This window comes from Microbacterium sp. K27, from assembly GCF_004794435.1.
Lineage (GTDB): Bacteria > Actinomycetota > Actinomycetes > Actinomycetales > Microbacteriaceae > Microbacterium > Microbacterium maritypicum_A.
Genome location: NZ_SSDK01000036.1, coordinates 1 through 22,195 on the forward strand (window position 1 = coordinate 1; position 22,195 = coordinate 22,195).

Below are 22,195 nucleotides of genomic sequence, written 5' to 3' on the forward strand. Positions count from 1 at the left end.
GGGCGGGGCGGGGACGGGCGGGGCGGGGTCAGCGGGGGGCGTGCGCCTCCAGGAACTCGTACACGTCGGTCGTGTCGACGCCGGGGAAGGCCCCGGTAGGAAGGGTCGCCAGCAGCGTGCGCGGGGTCTTCACGTTCGGCCAGGAGTTGTCTCGCCAGCGGTCCTCCAGGTCGGCCGGCGCCCGGCGGCAGCACACCTCGACCGAGTGCTTCGAGACGCCCCGATGCGAGGTGTCGCGCCCCACGAACCACTTCGTGTCGTCGAAGCGCACGCCCACGCTGACGGAGTGCAGCCCCTCGCTCGACGACTCCACCCGGGCGGTGCACCAGTAGGTGCCGTTCCCGGTGTCGGTGTACTGGTAATACGGGTTGAAGCGGTCGTCCTCGTCGAACACCACACGCGAGGTCCACCGGCGGCAGCACATCTGCCCCTCGATGGCCCCGAGACGGTCGGTGGGGAAGTTCACGTCGTCGTTCTCGTACGCCTTGGTGATCGTGCCCGACTCATGCACCTTGAGGAAGTGCACCGGGATGTCGAGGTGCCGGGTCGCGAGGTTCGTGAACCGATGCGCGGCCGTCTCGTACGACACCGAGTAGGCGTCGCGCAGGTCTTCGATCGAGATCGCCCGACGCTGCTTGGCATCCTTCAGCGCCGGGACCACATGCGCCTCGGGGATGAGGAGCGCACCGGTGAGGTAGTTCGTCTCCACGCGCTGACGCAGGAACTCGGCGTAACTGCGCGGCTCGGAGTGCCCGAGGATACGGCTCGACAGCGCCTGCAGCACCGCGGTGCGGGCATCGCCCTTCGCGGGCACGCTGCTCGACAGGTAGAGCCGGCCGTTCGCGAGGTCGGCGACGCTCCGGGTGGTCTGCGGCAGGTCGGGCGCGTAGTGCAGGGTGAAGCCCAGGTAGGCCGCGATCTCGGACGCCGTGCGCTGGGTCAGCGGACCACCCGGATGACCGACCGCGGAGAGGATCTCGGCGGCCTTCGCCTCGAGGTCGGCGAAGTGGTTGTCCTGCCGACGCATCAGGTGCCGCAACTCGACGTTCGCCCGCCGGGCCTCCTCCGGTGTCGCGGCCCGCTCATCCTTGAGCCGGTCGATCTCGCCGTGCAGGGCGAGCAGTGCTTTCAGAGCGTCGGTCGGCAGGCTCTTCGCGATGCGGAAAGGCTCGATGCCCAGCGCCTGGAACGTCTGCCCCTTCATCGCCCGCTCCAGCGCGATCTCGACCGCACTGCGCTCGTCGAGCGGCTCGCCCTCCAGCAGCGCATCGATCGTGACCCCGAGCGCCCGGGCGATCGCCTGCAGCTGCGTGAGCTTGGGTTCGCGCTTTCCGGTCTCGATCATCGACATCTGGCTCGGCGCTCGATCGACGGCAGAGGCGAGGTCGTCGAGGGTCATGCCCTTCGCCGTGCGGAGCTGGCGGATGCGGCGGCCGATCGTGAGAGCGTCGGCCTCTTCTGCAGCGTCGATGGTGCTCATGCGGCCGATTCTGTCACAGAAACAGAATTTCCATCGATCTTCTCCTCACATTCGGTCGATCAGCCCTCCGAACTTCACGCACAGTGGAACCACGCCACACCGGCACAGCCGCCGGATCCACCGAGGAGACACCATGACGAACACCGCCCACACCCCGACGCCCCGCCCCGCCGGTCTGCGAGCCGGCGACCAGGTTCAGACGGCCGCCGAGCTCCAGGAGATCTGGGACACCGACCCCCGCTGGGACGGCGTCGAGCGCACCTACTCGGCCGAAGACGTCATCCGCATCCGCGGTTCGGTCCGCGAAGAGGCCACGCTCGCCCATCGCGGTGCCGACAATCTGTGGAACCTCCTGCACACCGAGGACTACGTCCGTGCGCTCGGCGCCTACACCGGCGGCCAGGCCGTGCAGCAGGTGCGGGCGGGACTCAAGGCCATCTATCTCTCCGGATGGCAGGTCGCCGCCGACGGCAACCTCGCCGGCCAGACCTACCCCGACCAGTCGCTGTATCCCGCGAACTCGGTGCCGGCGGTCGTGCGCCGCATCAACAACGCGCTCATCCGCCAGGACCAACTCGAGCACGCTGAGGGCGAGACCACGCAGGACTGGCTCGCGCCGATCGTCGCCGACGCCGAGGCGGGCTTCGGAGGGCCCCTGAACGCCTACGAGCTGGCGCAGTCGCTCATTCAGTCCGGTGCCGCCGGTATCCACTGGGAGGACCAGCTGGCCAGCGAGAAGAAGTGCGGTCACCTCGGCGGCAAGGTGCTCGTGCCCACCCAGCAGCACATCCGCACCCTGAACGCGGCCCGCCTCGCGGCCGACGTCGCCGGAGTGCCAACCGTCATCATCGCCCGCACCGATGCCCTCGCCGCCGACCTGCTCACCAGCGACGTCGACGAGCGGGACCAGCAGTTCACCACCGGCGAGCGCACCACCGAGGGGTTCTACCGGATCCGGCCCGGACTGGAGTCGGTCATCAGCCGCGGCCTCGCCTTCGCCCCTTATGCCGACCTGCTGTGGGTCGAGACGGGAGAGCCCGACATCGAGCTCGCCCGCTCGTTCGCCGCAGCGATCCACGAGCAGTTCCCCGGCAAGCTCCTGGCGTACAACTGCTCGCCGAGCTTCAACTGGAAGAAGCACCTGTCGGACGCCGAGATCGCGACGTTCCAGCAGGAGCTGGCAGACCTGGGCTACAAGTTCCAGTTCATCACGCTGGCCGGCTTCCACGCCCTGAACTACTCGATGTTCGACCTCGCCCGCGGCTACGCCGATCGCGCCATGAGCGCGTACGTCGAGCTGCAGGAAGCCGAGTTCGCCGCAGAAGCAGACGGCTACACCGCCACCAAGCACCAGCGCGAGGCGGGCACCGGCTACTTCGACGTCATCTCCACCGCGCTCAACCCCGACAGCGCGACACTCGCCCTCGCCGGCTCCACCGAAGCCGCGCAGTTCCACTGATCCCCACGCCCCCTCCGGGCGCGTGGCCCCTCTTCGTCGCGGTGCTCGACGCATTCGTCGCAGTACTCGACACGACTCAAAGGACCCACGATCATGACCACTCCCACCGCTCCCCCGACCACGGCTCCGATCCAGACGACCCAGCAGGGTCCCGCGATCAAGGTCACCGGCCCCCTCCGCGACCGCTACGCGGAGATCCTGACCCCCGAAGCGGTCGCCTTCCTCACCGAGCTGCACCACCGCTTCGCCTCCCGTCGCCACGACCGCCTCGCCGACCGCATGCGCCGTCGCTTCGAGATCGGCAACGGTCACGACCCGAAGTTCCGCGACGACACCGCCCACATCCGTGAGGATCGCGACTGGCGGGTCGCCGGTGCCGGGCCCGGTCTCGAGGATCGCCGCGTCGAGATCACCGGACCGACCGACCCGAAGATGACGATCAACGCGCTGAACTCCGGCGCGCGGGTGTGGCTCGCCGACCAGGAGGATGCCACGAGCCCGACCTGGAAGAACGTCATCGAGGGGCAGCTGTCGCTCCGTGACGCCATCCGCGGCGAGCTGTCGTTCACATCGCCTGCCTCTGAATCCGGCCCCGGCAAGGAGTACCGCGTCACGGCGGAGCGCACGCCGACGATCGTGATGCGCCCTCGCGGGTGGCACCTGCCCGAGAAGCACATCGCCTTCATCGACCGCGCCGGTCGTCGCACCTCGGCATCCGGCTCCCTGGTCGACTTCGGCCTCTACTTCCTGCACAACGCGCAGGCGCTGATCGACGGCGGTCGCGGACCGTACTTCTACATCGCCAAGCTGGAGTCCAGCGAGGAGGCGAAGCTGTGGGACGACGTCTTCTCGTTCAGCGAGGAGTACATCGGCATCCCGCACGGCACGATCCGCGCGACCGTGCTGATCGAGACCCTGCCGGCGGCGTTCGAGATGGACGAGATCCTCTACGAGCTGCGCGACCACTGCGCGGGCCTGAACGCCGGCCGCTGGGACTACATCTTCTCGATCATCAAGAACTACCGCGGCCGCGGGGCGCGCTTCGTGCTCCCCGATCGCAGCGAGGTCACGATGACGGTGCCGTTCATGCGGGCGTACACCGATCTGCTCGTGCAGACCTGCCACAAGCGGGGCGCCTTCGCGATCGGCGGCATGAGCGCGTTCATCCCCAACCGCCGCGACCCCGAGGTGACGGCACGCGCGATCGAGAAGGTCACCGCCGACAAGAAGCGCGAGGCCGGCGACGGCTTCGACGGCACCTGGGTGGCGCACCCCGACCTGATCCCCACGGCGCAGGCGGAGTTCGATGCCGTGCTGGGCGACCGCCCCAACCAGGTCGACCGCCAGCGTGACGACGTGCACGTCGAGGCCCGCGACCTGCTCGACCTGCACATCGGCCGGCCCATCACAGCACAGGGCGTGCGCGACAACGTGTCGGTCGCCATCCGTTACCTCGAGGCCTGGCTGCGCGGACTCGGGGCCGTGGCGATCGACAACCTGATGGAGGATGCCGCGACGGCCGAGATCAGCCGCTCGCAGGTGTGGCAGTGGATCCACCAGGACCGCACCACTCAGGACGGCACCCCGATCACGGCGGAGTACATCGAGGGTCTGATCGCCCAGGTGCTCGCGCAGGCGACGCGCAGCCACGGCGACCGGTACGACGACGCGGCGGAGATCTTCCGCGAGGTCGCCCTCCAGGAGGAGTTCCCCACCTTCCTCACACTGGGCGCCTACAGCCGGTTCCTGATCGACGAGGACTGAGCACAGGAGGGAGCCCCCGGGACTGCGGCATCCGCCGTGGTCCCGGGGGCTCCCTCTGCTCCCGCTCCCATACCCCTCCCCGGGCGTAGCCTGGAGGCATGACCGACGTCTGGGCGGACATCGCCTCCGAGTTCCTGCACTTCTACCCGCGCGGCCGACGACTGCTCGCGGTGGCCGGGGCGGATGCCGGGCGCTCGCGACAGGCGGCAGACGACCTCGCGGCCGCGCTGACGGCGTCAGGGCAGCCGGTCATCCGCGACCACTCACCGGACGGTGCCGAGGCCGAGCTCCGCTCCGTGGTCACCGCGTTCCGCGAAGGCCCGAAGAGCGGCGACATCCTGCTCGTCTCCGGACCGGCGGCTCTGCTCGGCGAGCGCACCAGGGGCATGTGGAACTACGCGGTGTGGCAGCTGGCCGGCGACGAGCCACCGCACACGGTCGCGGGTGCGATCGTCGACGTGACCGACCCCGCGCACCCGACGCGGCGGTTCGCCGACTACTGCGCACTGCCCGCGTCCTACGGCGCCTGACCCGCGGCAGCCGTCAGCGGAAGGAAGCGGCCACCGAGTTGCGGTGGTAGTCGAACACGATGCTCGTGCGTGTGGAGGCGACGCTGCTCTGCGCCGAGAGATGCTCGAGCACGAACTCGCGCATCTCGGACGAGTCGGCGACCGCGATGTGCAGCAGGAAGTCGTCGTCGCCACCGAGGAAGAAGAGCTGGATCACCGGCGGCAGCACGCGCACGCGGTCCGCGAACTCCACGATGCTCTCCCGGCGTCCGCTCGGACGCAGCGTGACGCCGATGATCGCCTGCAGGCCCGCGCCGAGCGCCCGCTCGTCCACGCTCGCGTGGAAGCCCGTGATCACGCCACGATCCACGAGCGCCCGCAGCCGGGTGTGCGCCGTCGAGGGCGCGACACCCAGACGCCCGGCGAGCTCGGCATTCGTCATGCGCCCGTCGGCCGTGAGCAGCTGCACGATCCTGGCGTCGATCGCATCCAGGGCGGGGGCCCGAACGGTGTTCGGCTCCGGGGCATCTGAGGTGGTCTCCATACGAAGCATTATTCAGGATTTCCCCATCACACGAATCATCTTCACCGATTCTGTTGTTCTGTCGATGTTTCTGCGATCCTGGGTGCCGCACCGCATCGAACCTGGAGGATCAATGAAGATCGGCGTCCCCACCGAGGTCAAGAACAACGAGAACCGCGTCTCCCTCACTCCCGCCGGCGCCGACCGTCTGGTGCACGAGGGCCACCGGGTGCTCGTGCAGTCCGGGGCCGGGCTCGGCTCGCGCATCACCGACGACGACTACCGGGCCGCCGGCGCCGAGATCGTCGCCACCGCCGCCGACGCGTGGGGCGAGGCCGATATGGTCATCAAGGTCAAGGAGCCGATCGCCCAGGAGTACGGCTTCCTGCGCGACGACCTCACCCTTTTCACCTACCTGCATCTCGCTGCCGACCGCGCACTGACTACCGCCCTCGTCGAGGCGGGGACCACCGCCGTCGCGTACGAGACCGTGCAGCTGCCCGACCGCAGCCTGCCGCTGCTCGTGCCGATGAGCGAGATCGCCGGACGCCTCTCGGTCACCATGGGCTCGTACTCGCTGCTGCGTTCCCAGGGCGGACGTGGAATGCTGCTCGGCGGCATCGCCGGCACGCCGCGCGCCAAGACCGTCGTGATCGGCGGCGGCGTCGCTGGAGAACACGCCGCGGCGAACGCCCTCGGACTCGGCTCGAAGGTCACCGTGATCGACGTCTCCCTACCGCGTCTGCGCGAGCTCGAGCACCGCTACGGCGGCGCCCTCGAGACCCGTGCGTCAAGCCGCTACGACATCGCCGAAGAGCTCAAGACCGCCGACCTCGTGATCGGATCCGTGCTCATCCCCGGTGCCGCGGCCCCCAAGCTCGTGACCGACGACATGGTCGCCGCGATGAAGCCGGGGTCCGTGCTCGTCGACATCGCGATCGACCAGGGCGGATGCTTCGAGGGCTCGCGCCCGACCACCCACGACGATCCCACATTCGCGGTGCACGACTCGATCTACTACTGCGTGGCGAACATGCCGGGCGCGGTTCCCGAGACCGCGACCCGTGCACTGACGAACGCGACCCTCCCCTATGTCTCGGCGATCGCCGGCAAGGGCTGGGAGCGGGCGGCGGCCGACGACGCCGCGCTGGCCGCGGGTCTCAACGTGCAGGGCGGACGCATCACGCTTCCGGCCGTCGCACAGGCGCACGGACTCACGACCGACTGACCTTCCGAACCCGAAAGAACTCCGGATCTTGGCGGCATCCCACACCTCATCCGCCGCACCGACCCGAGTACGCTCGTAATCGTGACCGAACGCGCTCCCCTCTCCCGCAAGCTGTCCGCCATCGCCGAGTCCGCGACCCTCAAGGTCGATGCCAAGGCCAAGGCCCTCAAGGCCGAAGGCAAGGACGTCATCTCGTACGCTGCCGGCGAGCCCGACTTCGCGACGCCGCAGTTCATCGTGGATGCGGCGGCCGAGGCTCTGGCCGACCCGGCGAGCTACCGGTACACGCCCGCTCCCGGCCTCCCGGCGCTGCGCGAGGCGATCGCGGCGAAGACCCTCCGCGACTCCGGACTCGAGGTGTCTCCGAGCCAGGTCATCGTCACCAACGGCGGCAAGCAGTCGGTCTACCAGGCCTTCCAGGCCGTGGTGAACCCCGGCGACGAGGTGCTGCTGCCCGCCCCGTACTGGACCACGTACCCCGAGGCCATCCGCCTCGCCGACGGCACCCCCGTCGAGGTCTTCGCCGGGGCCGACCAGGAGTACAAGGTCACGGTCGCGCAGCTCGAAGCCGCACGCACCGCCCGCACCACCGCCCTCGTGTTCGTCTCCCCGTCGAACCCCACCGGCTCCGTCTACACCGCCGAGGAGACCAAGGCCATCGGCGAGTGGGCGCTCGAGCACGGCATCTGGATCATCAGCGACGAGATCTACCAGAACCTCACCTACGAGGGTGTCAAGGCCACCTCGATCGTCGACGCCGTGCCCGAGGTCGCCAGCCAGACGATCCTCGTCAACGGCGTCGCGAAGACCTACGCCATGACCGGCTGGCGCGTGGGCTGGATGGTCGGGCCGGCCGATGCCATCAAGATCGCCGGCAACCTGCAGTCGCACCTCACCAGCAACGTGAACAACGTCGCCCAGAAGGCCGCGATCGCCGCGCTCACCGGCCCGCAGGACGAGGCCGAGCAGATGCGCCAGGCCTTCGACCGTCGCCGCCAGCTGATCGTCTCGGAGCTGTCGAAGATCGACGGCCTCGTCGTACCGAACCCGCTGGGCGCGTTCTACGTGTACCCCGACGTGCAGGGCCTGCTGGGCCGCACCTGGGGCGGCGTGACCCCGACCACCTCGCTCGAACTCGCCGATCTCATCCTCGACCAGGCCGAGGTCGCAGTCGTCCCCGGCGAGGCCTTCGGTCCCTCCGGCTACATCCGCATGTCATACGCACTGGGCGACGAGCAGCTGCTCGAGGGCGTGCAGCGCCTGCAGCGTCTGTTCACCTGACCCGCGGAACCCGACGAAGGCCCCTCCCGTCTGCAGATGGGAGGGGCCTTCGTCACGACGTCTCCTGCCCTCAGGCGAGGGTCAGCGATACTGGAGGCATGACGAACGGCGAGCAGGAGTATGAGCGGATGCCGGTGACTCTGCGGGTGGCATTCCCCATCCTGATCACGGTGACCGTGCTGGTCTTCTTCCTCTCCCTCGCGGTCGCTCCCTTCCTCTGGTACTGGGGAGGAGAGTCGCGTCAGTGGCTCAGTGCGCTCGCCTTCGTACCGGTGGTCGTCTACGCGACCATCACGGTGCTCGTGATCAGACGAAAGTCGTGGGCCCGATACGCGACCCTGCTGTTCCCGCTCCCGCTCGCGCTCTATGTTCCGGCGGTAGCAGCCCCGATCTGGGAGTTCTGGGTCGCCATCGCGGCCCTCGCCGTCACCACGGCGGCGGTCGTGTTGATCCTCCTGCCGTCGTCTCGTTCCTACTTCGGCAGCGGGACACCTCAGTCCTCGGGACGGAAGCCGATCAGCCAGCGCACGCCGTAACGGTCGACGAGCGTGCCGTCGAAGTCACCCCAGGGTCGCTTCTGCAGTGCGTCGATCACGCGGCCGCCGGCGGCGAGCTCGTCGTACCAGCCGGTCAGAGTGAGGGCGTCGGCCGTGCCGAGCAACGAGAGGAACATGCCGCCCATCTGCACGGCATCGTCATCGGCTCCGGCATCCGCTCCGGCGATCTCGACCAGTCCGCTCAGCTGCCCGTGCGCGATCGCATCGCCGGGGCCGTCGTGCCTCCCTGCGGTGGCGTAGTCGAGCAGCTGGAGCTCACCGCCGAACACCGATCGATAATGACGCAGCGCCTCCGCGGCGTTGCCGGGGAACAGCAGGTACGGGATCAATCCGCTCATGCCGCGAGTGTAGCCGCGACAGCCGACGTGTCCTGCGGTTCGACGCCTTGGAGTTCGACGCCTTGGAGTTCGACCCCTTAAAGCTCGACGCCGACGAGAACCGGCTCCGGCTGCAGCACGAGACCGAACTCGGCGTGCACCCTGCTCTGGATGAACCGGGCGAGCTCGGCGACCTCGCCCGCGGTCGCGCCACCGCGGTTGGTCAGCGCGAGCGCATGCTTCGTCGACACGGATGCGCGGGAGCGCGGAAGCTTGAACCCCTTGCGGATGCCCGCCTGCTCGATGAGCCAGGCCGCGCTCACCTTCACGTCGGAGACCGCCGCGGGCTTCGACAGCGGCACCTGTCCGTCATAAGACGCCAACGGGATCACGGTCACGGCGTCCAGATCGGGGGCGACCGGCCAGCGCGGGCACTCCGGGGGCAACGAGCCGGCGACCGCCGCCGTCACGATCGCGTTCTGGAAGAAGGAGCCGACGCCGTGGGTGTCGGGGTCATCCGCGTCGAGCAGCATGCCCTTCGACGCGCGAGTCGAGAGAATGCGCTCGCGCACCCAGCCGAGCGGAACCGGTGTCTCATCGGTCAGACCCAGTGCCCGACGCAGCTGCTCACCGCGCACCACACGCTCGCCCGCGATCAGCAGGTCGACGGTCACGGAGAGGATCACGGCACGGCGCAGCGGCACACTGCCATGGTGATGCTTGAGCACCGAGGTGCGGAAACCCAGCCCGAGCTCGGCAGCGGGAACCGTCGAGATCTCGCCGGTCGACTCGTCGATCAGCTCGACCTCGACCAGCGTCTCCTGGATCTCCTGCCCGTACGCCCCGATGTTCTGCACGGGGGCGGCGCCGACCGTGCCGGGGATCCCGCTCATGGCCTCGAGGCCCGCATACCCGTGGGCGACGGCATACGCGACGAGGTCGTCCCACCCGTGGCCGGCCTGCGCGCGCAGACGGATGCGGCCGGCGTGCGGGGACGGCAGCTCGTCGATGCCCTCGGTGCGCACGCGGATGACCGTGCCTTCGAACGGCTCGTCGCCCACGAAGAGGTTGGAGCCGCCGCCGAGGATGAACCACTCGTCGCCGCGCGCCCACGTCTCACGCAGAGCATCGACGAGACCCGCCGTCGTCGTCGCCTCGAACATCCGCTCCGGTGCTGCTCCTGTGCGCAGCGTGGTCAGCTCCGCCAGACGGACCGGCTCGATCTCCCGCATCAGCTCGCCCTCATCGGACAGCGATGCGCAGCTGCGCCTTGACGAGCACGGTGGTCTCGCCGAACGTGACCTTGAGGTCGATGCGCGCGGCCTCGTCGTCGACGGCACCCACGGTGGCGACGACGGTGACGTCAGCGCCCTCGTCGGGGTCGACCACGACCGGCTTGGTGAAGCGCACGCCGTAGTCGAGGATGCGGGTGGCCGGGTCGAGCGCCGCGACGACCACCGACGAGGCGATGCCCATCGTGAGCATGCCGTGCGCGAGCACGCCGGGAAGCCCGACGGACGCGGCGACATCATCGCGGTAGTGGATCGGGTTGAAGTCACCGGACGCTCCCGCGTAACGCACCAGCGATTCGCGGGTGAGGTGCACGGTGCGCTCGGCGAGCACGTCTCCGACGGTGTAGCCCATCAGGCGGCCTCTCCTTCATCCGCGCTCGGCTCGGCACCGACCAGCAGCACGCTGGTGGCGGTGACGACGTGAGCACCCGCGGGGTCGGTGATCTCGGCCTCGCTGGTGATCATCGCGTTGCCGCCCATCATCCGGATGCCGGTGACGCGCAGCTGCGCGGTGAGCTCGTCGCCCGCGACGATGGGGCGCGTGTAGGTGAAGCGCTGCTCGGCGTGGATGGTGCGCGCGAGCACGATGCCGGAATCCTCCTGCCCCAGGAGCTGCTGGAGCGTGAGGTCCTGGATGACCATCGCGAAGGTCGGCGGCGCCACGACGTCGGAGAAGCCCGCCGCGCGGGCCGCCTTCAGGTCGGTGTGCTGCGGGGCGTCGGCGAAGACGGCACGAGCGAACTCGCGCACCTTCTCGCGGCCGACGAGGTACGGGGCCGTCGGCGGGAACTCCCGGCCGACCAGATCTTGGTTCACTGCCACCCCTCGATCCTACCGAGGGGTGGCGGCGAACCAGGCCGCGGGTCGGCTCCCGGGAGTTCAGGCCGCACGTGCGGACATCGCCGATCCGAGCAGCACCATCCTCATGCTGCGCTCCGCGGCGTCGCGCAGCAGTGCCTCGCCGTGTTCCACCGCCTGTTCGAGGGGCATCGGCACGGTGATGATCGAGGCGATCGCGTCGATGCCGATGTCATGCACGGTCGGCGCGCCGACACCCAGCGATCCGGCGATGCCGAGCACCGGCACGCCGGCGACTCTGGCGCGCATCGCGATCTCGGCCGGCACCTTGCCCCGAGGCGTCTGGAAGTCGATCGCCCCTTCGGCGGTGATGACGAGATCGGCCACCGCCATCAGCTCATCGAGGGGCTCGGGCAGCAGCCCGCTGTCGAGGAGCACCTCGAAACGCGGGGCGAGACGCGCACCGAGCACGGCGGCGAGACCCGCTCCGAGCCCGCCAGAGGCGCCGGTGCCGCCGCCGGTGCGCACATCCATCGCCGCTCCGAACGGACTCTGCTCCTCGAGCAGACCGGCCCAGACGTCGAGGGCGTCCGCGAGCTCCTCGACCTGCTCGGACGTCGCTCCCTTCTGCGGACCGAACACCCTGGCCACGCCGCGCGGTCCGCACAGGACGTTGTGGATGTTGCAGGCGAGCACGATCTCGACCTCGCCGATGCGGGGATGAAGACCCGCGAGATCGAGGCGCACCGCATCGCGGAGATGCCGCCCGCCCGCGGTGATCGGCACACCGTCTCGGTCGAGGATGCGCACGCCGAGCGCTTCGAGCGCCCCGGCACCGCCGTCGCTCGTGCCGGAGTCGCCGCAGCCGACCACGATCCGCTCCGCACCGGCGTCCAGTGCAGAGGCGATCAGCTCGCCCACGCCGCGCGTCGTCGTCTCCCCCGGGTCCCGGCGATCGCGCGGCACGAGCCGCAGACCCGCCGCCGACGCCATCTCGACCACGGCGGTCCCGATGGCGTGCCCACCGAGCCGCGCCCAGTGCGCGTCCACCGGTTCGCCGACGGGGCCCGTCACCCGTGCCGGGATGAGCTCTCCTCCGGTCGCCGCGGCGAGCGCGGCGGCCGTGCCCTCTCCTCCGTCCGGCACCGGGTACTCGTCCACCTGCACGCCGGGGATGACCCGACGAACGCCGGCGGCGATGGCCTGGGCCACGGCCTCGGCGCTCAGGCTCTCCTTGAAGCCACTGGGTGCGACCAGGATGCGCTGCGGGGTGTGGATCGACATGATTCCTCCTTCTGCGCCCGAGACGGGCGACGAGCGCCCGGTGTGCGGGCACGACGAGCACCGGTGCACCGGCGGCGCACGCGGAGTGAAGCGGGTGTGGGATGGGCCGGGGCCGCGGATCAGAGCAGCAGCGGCAGCCCCATCAGAGGCCACACCCACAGGGCGAAGACGGCCACGAGCACGAACATCGCCGGTGCCAGCAGCACCGAGAGCCGACGCAGGTCCAGCGGGGTGAAGCCCCCGCTCACGATGTCGGGGTCGGCGAACATGGCGACCGGCTTCGCCGAACTGGGGAGCGTGTGGCAGAACCCGGCCGCGGCGGTCGAGGCGAACGCCGCCGCCATCGGGGAGACGCCGAGTGCGGGAGCGAGCGCGATCACGACCGGGACGATCGCGGCGGAGCGGGCCGACCGCGACGGGATCAGCAGGTGCGCGGCGATCGAGATCGCGATGACCACGAGCACGAACGCGACGGCCCCCGCGGCGCCGAGCCCCCGGAGCGGGGCGAGCGCCGACGAACTCAACCAGGCGGCGGCGCCCGTGCTGGTGAGCGCGGATGCCAGCGCGAGAGTCGCGGCGAGGAACAGCAGCAGCGACCACGGCACGCGCTTGATCGCAGCGGGGAAGGTCAGGCAGCCGATCCCGGGCGTCACGGCGGCGACGGCTCCGATGAGGGCGACCAGTGCCGGCGACAGATGGTGCAGCGGTTCCGTGGCCCAGAGGAGGATCACACCGCCCAGCAGCACGCCAGCGCGTCGCTCCATGGTGCTGAGCGGCCCGGTCACGGCGGTCGATGCGGAGCGGCCGATATCCGTCGCGCTCATCCGCAGCGGCGTGCTGCGGTCGTCGCGGCGGGTGAAGCGCCAGAGGATGAGCTCGCAGGCCAGGTGCGACGAGACCACGGCGAGGGGCAGCCCGAGCCAGAGCCAGCTCAGGAACGTGAAGCCCTGCTCGCCCGCGGCCCGCAGCAGCTGATCCGTCACGATGTGCGCCCCCGCGCCGAGCAGCGAGCCGACGGCCGAGAGCAGGACCACGGTCGGCATCAGCAGGGCGAGGGCGCGGATCACCCGCTCGCGTCCGGGAAGCGCGGCCGCGACCGCCGTGTGCACGGGGACGGCGAGCGCGGCGCGCCCGGAGGTGGCGGGCACGGCGAAGGCGGTGAGCGTGAGGGCGACGGTCGTCAGATGGAACAGGCTCCGCGGCCCGCGTGCGAACCGCAGCAGATGCGAGGCACCGCGCAGAGCGAGGCCGGAGGACGACACTGCGGAGGCGATCACGAACGCGCCTATGAGCAGCCAGATCGTCTCGTCGCCGAGGGAGGCGAAGAAGTCGCTCGCCGGCAGCACGCCGGTGACGATCAGGGCGATCGCGGCGAGGAAGGCGACGAGCGTGTCATCGAGGCCGGTGGATGTCCACGCCCACACCGCGAGCAGGAACACGGTGAGGGTCACGGCGATCGGCATGGTCACCCGGCTGGGGCCGGCACCGTGAGACAGCGACGACAGCGCCATGGCGAGCCCCGCGATCAGCACGAGTCCGAGGGCGAGGAGGCTGAGGATGCGCCCACGCCCGAGCCGGCGCACCGCGAAGCCACCTCCGGCCGAGTTGCGACCGGGGAACGGAGTCGGGCGCTGCGGCGGCATCGTCGAGAATCGCGTGCGCTCGACCGCCGACGGCTCGGCCACCCGGCGCGCGTTCTCGGTCGGGGTATGGGTGGGATCACTCATCGGAATCGGTATCCCGCCCCGCGCACCGTCTCGATGCGATCGACACCGATCTTGCCGCGCAGCGCCCGCACGTACACGTCGACCACGTTGGAGGCCGGATCGAAGTCCATCCCCCACACGTGCCCGATCAGCTGGTCGCGCGACAGCACCTGGCCGGCGTTCTGCAGGAACACCTCGAGCAGGGCGAACTCCCGCGAGGTGAGCTCGCGCATGTCGCCGTCGACCGTGACCGTGCGGGCGCGCACATCCACCCGCACATCGCCGTGGGTGAGCACGGGGCCGGCCGCGCGTCCCTCGCCGTCGCCGATCCGCAGCCGCACCCTGGCGATGAGCTCGGCGAACTGGAACGGCTTGGTGACGTAGTCGTTCGCCCCGCTCTCCAAGCCCCGCACCGTGTCGATGACCGAGTCACGGGCGGTGAGGATGATGACCGGTGTCGCGACGCCCTCGCCGCGCAGGTTGGCGAGCACGTCGAAACCGTCCATGCCGCCGAGCCCGATGTCGAGCAGCACCAGATCGAACATGCCGCTGCGTGCCATCAGCAGCGCGGTGTGGCCGTCGGCCGCCTCGGCGGTCTCGTAGCCGGCCGCGCGCAGGCCCCGGCGGACGAACGAGGTGATGTGCGGGTCGTCTTCCGCGATGAGGATGCTGCGCATCTCACTCGCTCCTCTCTGCCGCGGTGTCGAACCGCGTGGTGGTGGGTGCCGGAAGGTCGATGCCGAACGTGGCACCTTCTCCGAACACACTGTCGACCCAGGCTGAACCGCCGTGTCCATCGGTGATCGCCCGCACGATCGCGAGCCCGAGCCCCGACCCTCGTCGCGCACCGGAGCTGTCGCCGCGGGCGAAGCGCTCGAAGATGCGCTCGGCGTCGGCCACGGCGACCCCGGGACCGGAGTCGCGCACCCACAGCCGCAGCCGCCGCTCGCTCCCCTCGCCGTCGAAGCGCGAACCGATGAGGATGCGGTCACCTGTCTCGGTCACCTGCACCGCGTTCGCCGCGAGCTGCAGCACGGCCTGGGTCACCCGCTGGGGATCGAGCGCCGCCGTCCCCTCGGCCACCTCCATGAGCTGCCAGCGACGATCTCCGAGGTTCTGCGCCTTGGCCTCGATGTCGAGGGTGAGGGCGGCGGTGTCGCAGTTCGCGACCCGCACGAAGTCGGGCTGCTCGGCCCTCGCGAGCACGAGCAGGTCGGTGACGATGCGGCTCATGCGGTCGAGCTCGTCGCTGACGAGACGCAGGGTCGCCGCACGCTCCTCCGGGTCTTCGCTCAGCAGTTCCAACTGACCGCGGACGATGGTGATCGGCGTGCGCAGCTCGTGCCCCGCATCGTCGACGAAGCGCTGCTGCGTCGCGTGCACGGCCTCGAGGCGGTCGAGCATCTGGTTGAAGGTCGTGGCCACCGCCGCGATGTCGTCGGTGCCCTCGACCGGCACGCGCGCCGAGAGGTCGTGCTCTCCGATGTCGCGGGCGACCCGGTACACCTCTCGCACGGGAGCCAGGATCTGCCCGGCGACGAGCCAGGCGACGCCGGAGCTGAGCAGGATCCCGATCAGCGCCACCCACGCGATCGTGGCGAATCCCGCGTCGACCTGCGAGCGCGCCTCCTGCGTGTACTGCACGATCAGCACCGCGCCACCGCGATCACCGGTGGTGAACTCCAACCGACCCCAGCGCAGGGGGCCCACGTCGGGCGCATCCATCGCGCCGGACGCCGACGTCTCATCGAGCAGTCGGTTCGCGAGCGCCTCGCCGCCCGGCACTGCAGCGAGCGCGGAGGCATCCGTCGCTTGCACGCGGCCGTTCGCGACCGCGATCACCGCCCCCTCGACGGTGGCGATCACGACCTCGTTCTCGTGCACGGACTGGCGGGCGACGTACTCGCTGACCAGCTCCTCGGCCGTGGTGTGACCACTGGCCGCGGCATCCTCCGCGAATCGGGAGAACTCAGAGGCCTCCTGCTCGATCTCGGCGTTGGCCGACTGCTCCACACCGGCGAGGAAGATGCTGCGGCCGACCATGCCGACGGCGAGGAGCGTGATGGCGGTGCTGAGGATGATCCACAGCGTGATACGCCAGCGGGCGGGCAGAGTGCGGCGGCGCAAGGTGCGCAGCGGCGCACCGGTGGCCGCGAGGCCCTGCGCCGCCGCACGCGTCGGCGCGTGCGGCGTGGCGCTCTCGTCGAGATCCAGGGGCAGGGTAGGGGCGTCAGTCATCATCGCCGCCACCGTCATCGTCGTCGTCGCCAGCGGGTGGGGCGGGCGCAGGCGCAGGTACCGGTGCCGGGGCAGGGGCCGGCGCAGGTGCCGGCGCAGGCACGGGCGCAGGCGCCTCGCTCGGCACCGGCGGCGCGAGCTGCACCGACACGGGTTCGGTAGGGATCCGCGGCGAGGGCGGCATCTGCGCCAGCACGACGCTTCCGACCGCGAAGGCGACCGGGATCGCGATCAGGGCGCCGGTGACGAGAAGGCGTCGTGGAGTGGGCATGACCCCATGATGCCCGTCGATCATGATGGGCAGATGAGCCGTGGATGAAGATCCCTTCATCCGGACACGCTCAGGCCCGCTTGCGCCCTCTGACCGCCTTGATCGCCATCTGCACCGCGATCACGACCAGATATGCCGCGAACAGCATGTTGCCGAGAGTCGGATCGACGATCGTCGCCAACCATGCCCCGAGCGCCGTCGTCGTGCAGGCGGAGACGCCGATGAGCAGCGCGGCGAGCAGATCGACGTTGCGGTTGCGGAGGTTTCCCACGGTGCCCGAGATCGCCGTCGGGATCATCATGAGCAGCGACGTGCCCTTGGCGACCAGGTCGCTGGTGCCGAACGCCAGCATCAGCACGGGCACGACGATCACGCCGCCGCCGACGCCGATGAGCCCGGCGAGGATGCCGGTGCCGATGCCCACGCCGACGAGGGCGATACCTGTCAGCCAGGACAGTTCGAACGCGGCATCGCGCGAGGGGATGACCAGGAAGAGGCTGACGATCACGACCAGCAGGAAGCCGACGAAACCCCAGCGCAGGGCGGTCTGCGAGATGCGCGGCAGCAGCCGTGTGCCGATCTGCGCACCCACCACGGCGCCGGCGGCGAGGATGATCGCGGGGATCCAGGCGACAGACCCGGTCGTGGCGTAGGAGATGACGCCGACGCTCGCCGTCGGCACGATCGCCGCGAGGGATGTCCCTGCCGCGAGGCGCTGATCGAAGTGCAGCAGGAGCACGAGAAGCGGAACGATGACCGTGCCACCGCCCACGCCGAAGAGTCCGGAGAGGAGGCCGGCGAGAAGGCCGATGCCGATGAACGCCGCGTAGGCGCGAGGCCCTCGTGCGGGGGCCTGTACGTCACTCACCGGATCAGCCTACTCGCGGCCTCCTCCCCTCTCGAACCCGCGTCGCGGATCAGACCTCGGAGTCCGCCTTGATCGGCACCGCGATCGACGCGGTCAGCGCCTGCTCGTACCGGCGCTGGCGACGCCGCAACCAGAGTCCGCCGACGATCAGCAGGGCGAGCACCCCGTAGGCGATCGCCGCGAACGGCTGCATGACGAGCGTGCTCAGATCCCCCTGGCTCAGCTGCAGCGCCTTGCGCAGCTGCTCCTCGGCCATCGGCCCCAGGATCATGCCGACCACGAGCGGCGCGACCGGATAGCCGTACCTGCGCATGAAGTAGCCGAGGATGCCGACGATCAGCAGGATCACGATGTCCGACGGCGAACTGTGCAGTGCGTATGCCCCGAACACCGCGAACAGGAGGATGCCCGCGTACAGATACGGCCGCGGGATCTGCAGCAGCTTCACCCACATGCCCACGAGCGGCAGGTTGAGCACGATCAGGATCACGTTGCCGATGTAGAGGCTCGCGATGAGCGCCCACACCAGGTTCGACTGGCTCTCGAACAGCAGCGGTCCCGGTTGGATGCCGTACGACTGGAACGCCGTGAGGATGATCGCCGCAGTCGCCGTCGTCGGCAGGCCCAGCGTGAGCAGGGGCACCAGCACTCCGGCGGCCGCGGCGTTGTTCGCCGACTCCGGACCGGCGACGCCCTCGATCGCACCGCGTCCGAACTCGTCGCGGTGCTTCGACAGCTTGCGCTCGGTCGCATACGACAGGAACGTGGCGACGTCGGCGCCGCCGGCGGGGATCGTGCCGATCGGGAAGCCGATCGCCGTGCCGCGCAGCCACGGCTTCCAGGACCTCCGCCAGTCGGACCTCGTCATCCACGAGCGCCACCCGCGGGTCACGGGGATCACGTCGACCCCGACGTGCCGCAACCGGGCGGCGATGTAGAACGTCTCCCCGACCGCGAACAGGCCGACGGCGACCAGCACGATGTCGACGCCGTCGGACAGCGCCGGGAGCCCCAGCGTGTAGCGCTGCTGGCCGGAGAGCCAATCGGTGCCGACCAGCCCGAGGAACAGGCCGACGCCGAGCGAGAGCATGCCGCGCGAGATCGAGCTGCCGATCAGCGCGCCGACCGTGATGAACGCGATGACGATGAGGGCCACGTAGTCGGCGGGCCCGAGGTTCACGGCGAACTGCGCGAGCAGCGGTGCGAGCAGCGTGAGGCCCAGCGTCGCCAGGGTGCCGGCGATGAAGGACCCGATGGCGGCGGTGGCGAGCGCGGCAGCGCCCCGCCCCATCCTGGCCATCTTGTTGCCCTCGATCGCCGTGACTATCGAGGCCGACTCCCCCGGTGTGTTCAGGAGGATGCTCGTCGTCGAGCCGCCGTACATGCCGCCGTAGTAGATGCCCGCGAACGTGATCAACGCCGCTGCGGGGTCGAGCGTGTAGGTGAGGGGAAGCAGCAGCGCCACCGTCATCGCGGGGCCGATGCCCGGGAGCACCCCGACCGCGGTGCCGACGAAGACGCCGAGGAAGGCGAAGGCGAGGTACTGCGGCTGCAGCGCGGTCGCGAAGCCCTCCAGGAGCAGGGTCCAACTGTCCATCAGAACATCCTTCCGAGCCAGCCGAGAGCAGGGCCCCAGGGCAGCGACAGGCCGAGCAGACCGCCGAAGACGACCTGGATCACGAGCGCGACCACGATGCCGATCAGGAACGCCATCCACCACCGCTTGGCGGCGAGCGACCACGCGACCCCGCCGAACAGCAGAGCGGCCGCCGGCGCCCACCCCAGCGGCTCGATCAGGAGCAGGTGCGCGACGACGAGACCGGCCAGCTTGGCGAGGGTGACCCAGTCGGTCGGCAGGCTCTCATCGATGTCCTCCGCCTCCTCCGCACCGCCGCGCTCCCCGCGCAGCACGCCGATGAGAACGGCGACGGCCGAGGCGAGCAGGATGACCGAGACGAAGATCGGGAAGACCGTCGGACCGGCCTTCATCCCGACGGGGACGTGGATCAGGAAGATGCCGACGACGGCGAATACGCCGAGCGCGACCATGATTCCGGCGAACACGAGCTCGCCGAGGGGGACGGAGGGAGAGCGGCGTGCGGGTCGACCATCGTGGTCGACCCGCACCCCCTGCTCCTCGGTCCCCGATGAGGCGGGGACCGTCATGTCACTGCACCAGACCGATGTTCTTCAGCGTCGCCGTGACCTCTTCGATGTTCCCGGTGAGGAAGTCATCGAACTCCGCGCCGACCAGGAACGCGTCGGTCCACCCCTTGGTCTCCAGCTGCTCCGTCCACGCCTCGGATTCGTGCAGCTCGGTGATCACGCGCACCAGCTGGTCCTTCTCGCCGTCGGAGATGCCACCGGGGGCGATCACGCCGCGCCAGTTGGTCAGGACCACGTCGTACCCCTCCTCGGTGATGGTCGGGACATCCGGGAGCTGCGACACCGGCTCCTCGCTCGAGACAGCCAGAGCCTTGAGCGCGCCGCTCTCGATGTGCTGCGCGAACTCGCCGACGCCCGAGATGCCCGCGGCGACCTTGCCGCCGATCAGCAGCGGAACGGCCTCGCCGCCACCGGAGTTCGGCGTGTAGTTCAGCTTCTCGGCGATCTCGGCCCCGTCGAGTCCTGCTTCCTCGAGCATGAGACCGGCGAGGATGTGGTCGGCGCCGCCCGCCGAGCCGCCGGTGATCGTGACCGCCTGGCCGTTGTCGACGACGTCGTCGACGAGGTCTTCGAGCGTGTCGTACTTCGAGTCGGCCGGCACCACCACGACGAGTGGTTCGTCGGTGAGTCGGGCGATCGGTGTGGTGTCCTCGATCCGCACGGCCGAGGCGTTGGTCTCGACCGCTCCGACCATGACCAGGCCCATCACCATCAGCGTGTTCGGGTCCTTCTCGTTGGCGAGCTGGGCGAGGCCGACCGTGCCACCGGCACCGCCCACGTTGGTCACCGGGGCGGAGGCCACGAGGTCGTCCTGCGTGAGCACCTGCGACAGCGCCCGGCCCGTCTGATCCCATCCCCCACCGGGATCCGCCGGGACCACGATCGAGACGTCGGTGACGGTGGCGGTCTCTGCTTCCCCTCCACCGTCGTCGGTCGCTGCGCTGCCTCCCGCGCACGAGGTGAGGGTGAGGGCTGCGACCGCGGCCAGCCCGGCCAGGGTTGCGATGCGTGCGTTCTTCATGTGCGCTCCTCCTTGAGCGTTCGTGGTGCTGTGGCTCCACCCTGGAGCGGGAGCGGCGCCTGCTCCAGCTTCGGAAACCATTGGTCGGAGTTTCGGAACTATTGGTCACGAGCGGCTCTCCCGCCCGCTCGCACCGCACTCGCCGAAGGGCCAGAATGAGCAGGTGGCCTCGAAGATGACGCTCCGCGTGCAGTTGCTCGTGCTGCAGGCGCTGATCGTGTTCCTGGTGACCCTGGCGACCGGCATCGTGGCCGGCGCGTTCCAGGAGCAGGCTCTCCGCGAGGCGTACAAGGACCGGATGCAGGCCGTGGCCCAGTCGATCGCCGCGCTCCCGACGGTGCACGCGGCGTTCGACGATGCCGAGCCCTCCGCAGCCATCCAGCCGATCGCCGAGGTCATCCGCGAGGCCTCCGATCTCGCCTACGTCGTCGTCGCCAACGAAGACGGCATCCGCTACTCGCACCCGAATCCGGAGCGCATCGGCGAGAAGGTCTCCACCGACCCGTCGATCCCTCTCGCCGGCGAGATCTACGTCGGCACGCAGACCGGCACGCTCGGCACGTCGTGGCGGGTCAAGGTGCCCATCCGTGACGATGAGGGAGACGTGATCGGCACCGCATCCGTCGGAATTCTCGAGTCGGAGCTGAACGAGGAGTTCTCGGCCAATCTCGTCTGGCTGATCTCGGCGATGCTGGCGGCTGCTGTTCTCGGGGTGTTCGGCTCGGCGTGGGTGACCTCCATCATCCGGCGGCGCATCTACCGTCTCGAACCCCACCAGATCGCCGCTCTCGTGAAGAACCAGGAGACCACGCTGCACGGTCTGAGCGAAGGGGTCATCACGGTCGACGGCACCGGGCGGATCACGCTCGTCAACGACGCCGCCGCCCGATTCCTCGACAGGGATGCCGCCGATCTCGACGGCGAACCCGCCGCCGAGGTCCTGGGCACAGAGCTCGCCACGGTGCTCCGGCAGGGCGAGTCCGCCGGCCGGCCGGTGATCGTCGGGGCGCACGTGCTCGTCGCCCGCAGCACCGGAAGCGAGGCAGACGGCGAAGGCATCGGAGCGACGCTGCTGTTGCGCGATCACACCGAGTTGCATGACGTGGTGCGACGGGTCGAGGCCGCGGATGCGATCATCGCGTTCCGACAGCGACTCGGGCTCCCCAAGGGACTGAGCGCCGAGACGCTCGATCGTGTCTGCGCAGCTCTCGCTGCGCGCCCCGACGCTTCGGCGACCGAGATCGGCGACGACCTCGAGATCTCCCGCGTCAGCGCCCGCCGCTACCTCGAGCATCTCGCCGGCTCCGGCCGAGCGACCCGCACACTCGACTACTCGACCAAGGGCCGCCCGAGTACCCGCTACCGGTCGAACGACGCCGTCTGAGGCCCGTCACCCCTGGGACGCAGTGCCATTGTGTGCGACACTGGATCGC

General features: G+C 69.9%; 22 protein-coding genes. 7 read left to right on the forward strand and 15 right to left on the reverse strand.

Features of this window, described 5'->3' with window-relative positions; translation table 11 throughout:
* Positions 1-28: 28 nt before the first annotated feature.
* The gene (locus DW307_RS07220) at positions 29-1,480 is read right to left on the reverse strand and encodes a helix-turn-helix domain-containing protein (protein ID WP_021201088.1); all 1,452 of its coding nucleotides are present in this window, start codon (positions 1,478-1,480) and stop codon (positions 29-31) included.
* 133 nt (positions 1,481-1,613) lie between these two features.
* On the opposite strand from DW307_RS07220, the gene aceA reads away from it, so the two are divergent.
* The 3 genes from aceA to DW307_RS07235 all read left to right on the forward strand — a co-directional run bounded on the left by aceA (position 1,614) and on the right by DW307_RS07235 (position 5,233).
* Positions 1,614-2,939 (forward strand): isocitrate lyase, encoded by a 1,326-nt coding sequence (aceA, locus tag DW307_RS07225; protein ID WP_029258926.1) that lies wholly within the window; start codon positions 1,614-1,616, stop codon positions 2,937-2,939.
* 93 nt (positions 2,940-3,032) lie between these two features.
* Positions 3,033-4,703, forward strand: a complete 1,671-nt coding sequence (gene aceB, locus DW307_RS07230; protein WP_029258927.1) for a malate synthase A — start codon at positions 3,033-3,035, stop codon at positions 4,701-4,703.
* A 98-nt stretch (positions 4,704-4,801) separates the two neighbouring features.
* Positions 4,802-5,233 carry a hypothetical protein gene (locus tag DW307_RS07235; RefSeq protein WP_029258928.1) on the forward strand — a complete coding sequence of 144 codons (432 nt, stop codon included), beginning with the start codon at positions 4,802-4,804 and terminating at the stop codon, positions 5,231-5,233.
* A 13-nt stretch (positions 5,234-5,246) separates the two neighbouring features.
* On the opposite strand, the gene DW307_RS07240 is transcribed toward DW307_RS07235, so the two are convergent.
* On the reverse strand, positions 5,247-5,765 hold the full coding sequence (locus DW307_RS07240; RefSeq protein WP_136024402.1) for an Lrp/AsnC family transcriptional regulator: 519 nt from the start codon (positions 5,763-5,765) through the stop codon (positions 5,247-5,249).
* Positions 5,766-5,868: 103 nt separating this feature from the next.
* On the opposite strand from DW307_RS07240, the gene ald reads away from it, so the two are divergent.
* The 3 genes from ald (at position 5,869) to DW307_RS07255 (ending at position 8,780) form a co-directional block, all read left to right on the forward strand.
* Positions 5,869-6,963, forward strand: coding sequence for an alanine dehydrogenase (ald, locus tag DW307_RS07245; protein ID WP_029267355.1), 1,095 nt, complete (start codon positions 5,869-5,871; stop codon positions 6,961-6,963).
* Between the two features lie 81 nt (positions 6,964-7,044).
* Positions 7,045-8,244, forward strand: a complete 1,200-nt coding sequence (locus DW307_RS07250; RefSeq protein WP_136024403.1) for a pyridoxal phosphate-dependent aminotransferase — start codon at positions 7,045-7,047, stop codon at positions 8,242-8,244.
* A gap of 98 nt (positions 8,245-8,342) precedes the next feature.
* Positions 8,343-8,780: a hypothetical protein gene (locus DW307_RS07255; RefSeq protein ID WP_029258932.1), complete on the forward strand. Its 438-nt coding sequence runs from the start codon at positions 8,343-8,345 to the stop codon at positions 8,778-8,780.
* Here the strand turns inward: DW307_RS07255 and DW307_RS07260 are convergent.
* The 13 genes from DW307_RS07260 to DW307_RS07320 form a co-directional block, all read right to left on the reverse strand.
* On the reverse strand, positions 8,738-9,139 hold the full coding sequence (locus tag DW307_RS07260) for a VOC family protein (protein WP_029267361.1): 402 nt from the start codon (positions 9,137-9,139) through the stop codon (positions 8,738-8,740). The genes DW307_RS07255 and DW307_RS07260 overlap by 43 nt on opposite strands.
* A 77-nt stretch (positions 9,140-9,216) precedes the next feature.
* Positions 9,217-10,350, reverse strand: coding sequence for a UDP-N-acetylmuramate dehydrogenase (locus tag DW307_RS07265; RefSeq protein WP_136024404.1), 1,134 nt, complete (start codon positions 10,348-10,350; stop codon positions 9,217-9,219).
* A 10-nt stretch (positions 10,351-10,360) separates the two neighbouring features.
* Positions 10,361-10,762: a MaoC/PaaZ C-terminal domain-containing protein gene (locus DW307_RS07270; RefSeq protein ID WP_136024405.1), complete on the reverse strand. Its 402-nt coding sequence runs from the start codon at positions 10,760-10,762 to the stop codon at positions 10,361-10,363.
* Positions 10,762-11,232, reverse strand: coding sequence for an FAS1-like dehydratase domain-containing protein (locus DW307_RS07275; RefSeq protein WP_017829180.1), 471 nt, complete (start codon positions 11,230-11,232; stop codon positions 10,762-10,764). The genes DW307_RS07270 and DW307_RS07275 overlap by 1 nt, the downstream gene beginning before the upstream one ends.
* Positions 11,233-11,289: 57 nt before the next feature.
* On the reverse strand, positions 11,290-12,492 hold the full coding sequence (locus tag DW307_RS07280; RefSeq protein ID WP_136024406.1) for a glycerate kinase family protein: 1,203 nt from the start codon (positions 12,490-12,492) through the stop codon (positions 11,290-11,292).
* Positions 12,493-12,611: 119 nt separating this feature from the next.
* The gene (locus DW307_RS07285; protein WP_205810428.1) at positions 12,612-14,219 is read right to left on the reverse strand and encodes an SLC13 family permease; all 1,608 of its coding nucleotides are present in this window, start codon (positions 14,217-14,219) and stop codon (positions 12,612-12,614) included.
* A complete protein-coding gene (locus DW307_RS07290; protein ID WP_029258937.1) occupies positions 14,216-14,875 on the reverse strand; it encodes a response regulator transcription factor in 660 nt (219 codons plus the stop codon). Before DW307_RS07290 ends, DW307_RS07285 begins: the two co-directional genes overlap by 4 nt.
* A 1-nt stretch (position 14,876) precedes the next feature.
* The gene (locus DW307_RS07295; RefSeq protein WP_136024407.1) at positions 14,877-16,436 is read right to left on the reverse strand and encodes a sensor histidine kinase; all 1,560 of its coding nucleotides are present in this window, start codon (positions 16,434-16,436) and stop codon (positions 14,877-14,879) included.
* Positions 16,429-16,767 carry a hypothetical protein gene (locus tag DW307_RS07300; RefSeq protein WP_205810430.1) on the reverse strand — a complete coding sequence of 113 codons (339 nt, stop codon included), beginning with the start codon at positions 16,765-16,767 and terminating at the stop codon, positions 16,429-16,431. The genes DW307_RS07295 and DW307_RS07300 overlap by 8 nt, the downstream gene beginning before the upstream one ends.
* Before the next feature lie 10 nt (positions 16,768-16,777).
* A complete protein-coding gene (locus tag DW307_RS07305) occupies positions 16,778-17,575 on the reverse strand; it encodes a sulfite exporter TauE/SafE family protein (RefSeq protein WP_017829181.1) in 798 nt (265 codons plus the stop codon).
* A gap of 49 nt (positions 17,576-17,624) precedes the next feature.
* Positions 17,625-19,172, reverse strand: coding sequence for a tripartite tricarboxylate transporter permease (locus DW307_RS07310; RefSeq protein ID WP_136024408.1), 1,548 nt, complete (start codon positions 19,170-19,172; stop codon positions 17,625-17,627).
* On the reverse strand, positions 19,172-19,741 hold the full coding sequence (locus DW307_RS07315) for a tripartite tricarboxylate transporter TctB family protein (protein ID WP_021201106.1): 570 nt from the start codon (positions 19,739-19,741) through the stop codon (positions 19,172-19,174). The genes DW307_RS07310 and DW307_RS07315 overlap by 1 nt, the downstream gene beginning before the upstream one ends.
* A 1-nt stretch (position 19,742) precedes the next feature.
* Entirely contained in the window at positions 19,743-20,762 is a 1,020-nt protein-coding gene (locus tag DW307_RS07320; RefSeq protein ID WP_136024409.1) for a Bug family tripartite tricarboxylate transporter substrate binding protein, read from the reverse strand.
* A gap of 163 nt (positions 20,763-20,925) precedes the next feature.
* Here DW307_RS07320 and DW307_RS07325 point away from each other — a divergent pair, with 163 nt between their 5' ends.
* Positions 20,926-22,146, forward strand: a complete 1,221-nt coding sequence (locus DW307_RS07325; protein ID WP_036271429.1) for a PAS domain-containing protein — start codon at positions 20,926-20,928, stop codon at positions 22,144-22,146.
* Positions 22,147-22,195: the final 49 nt, after the last annotated feature.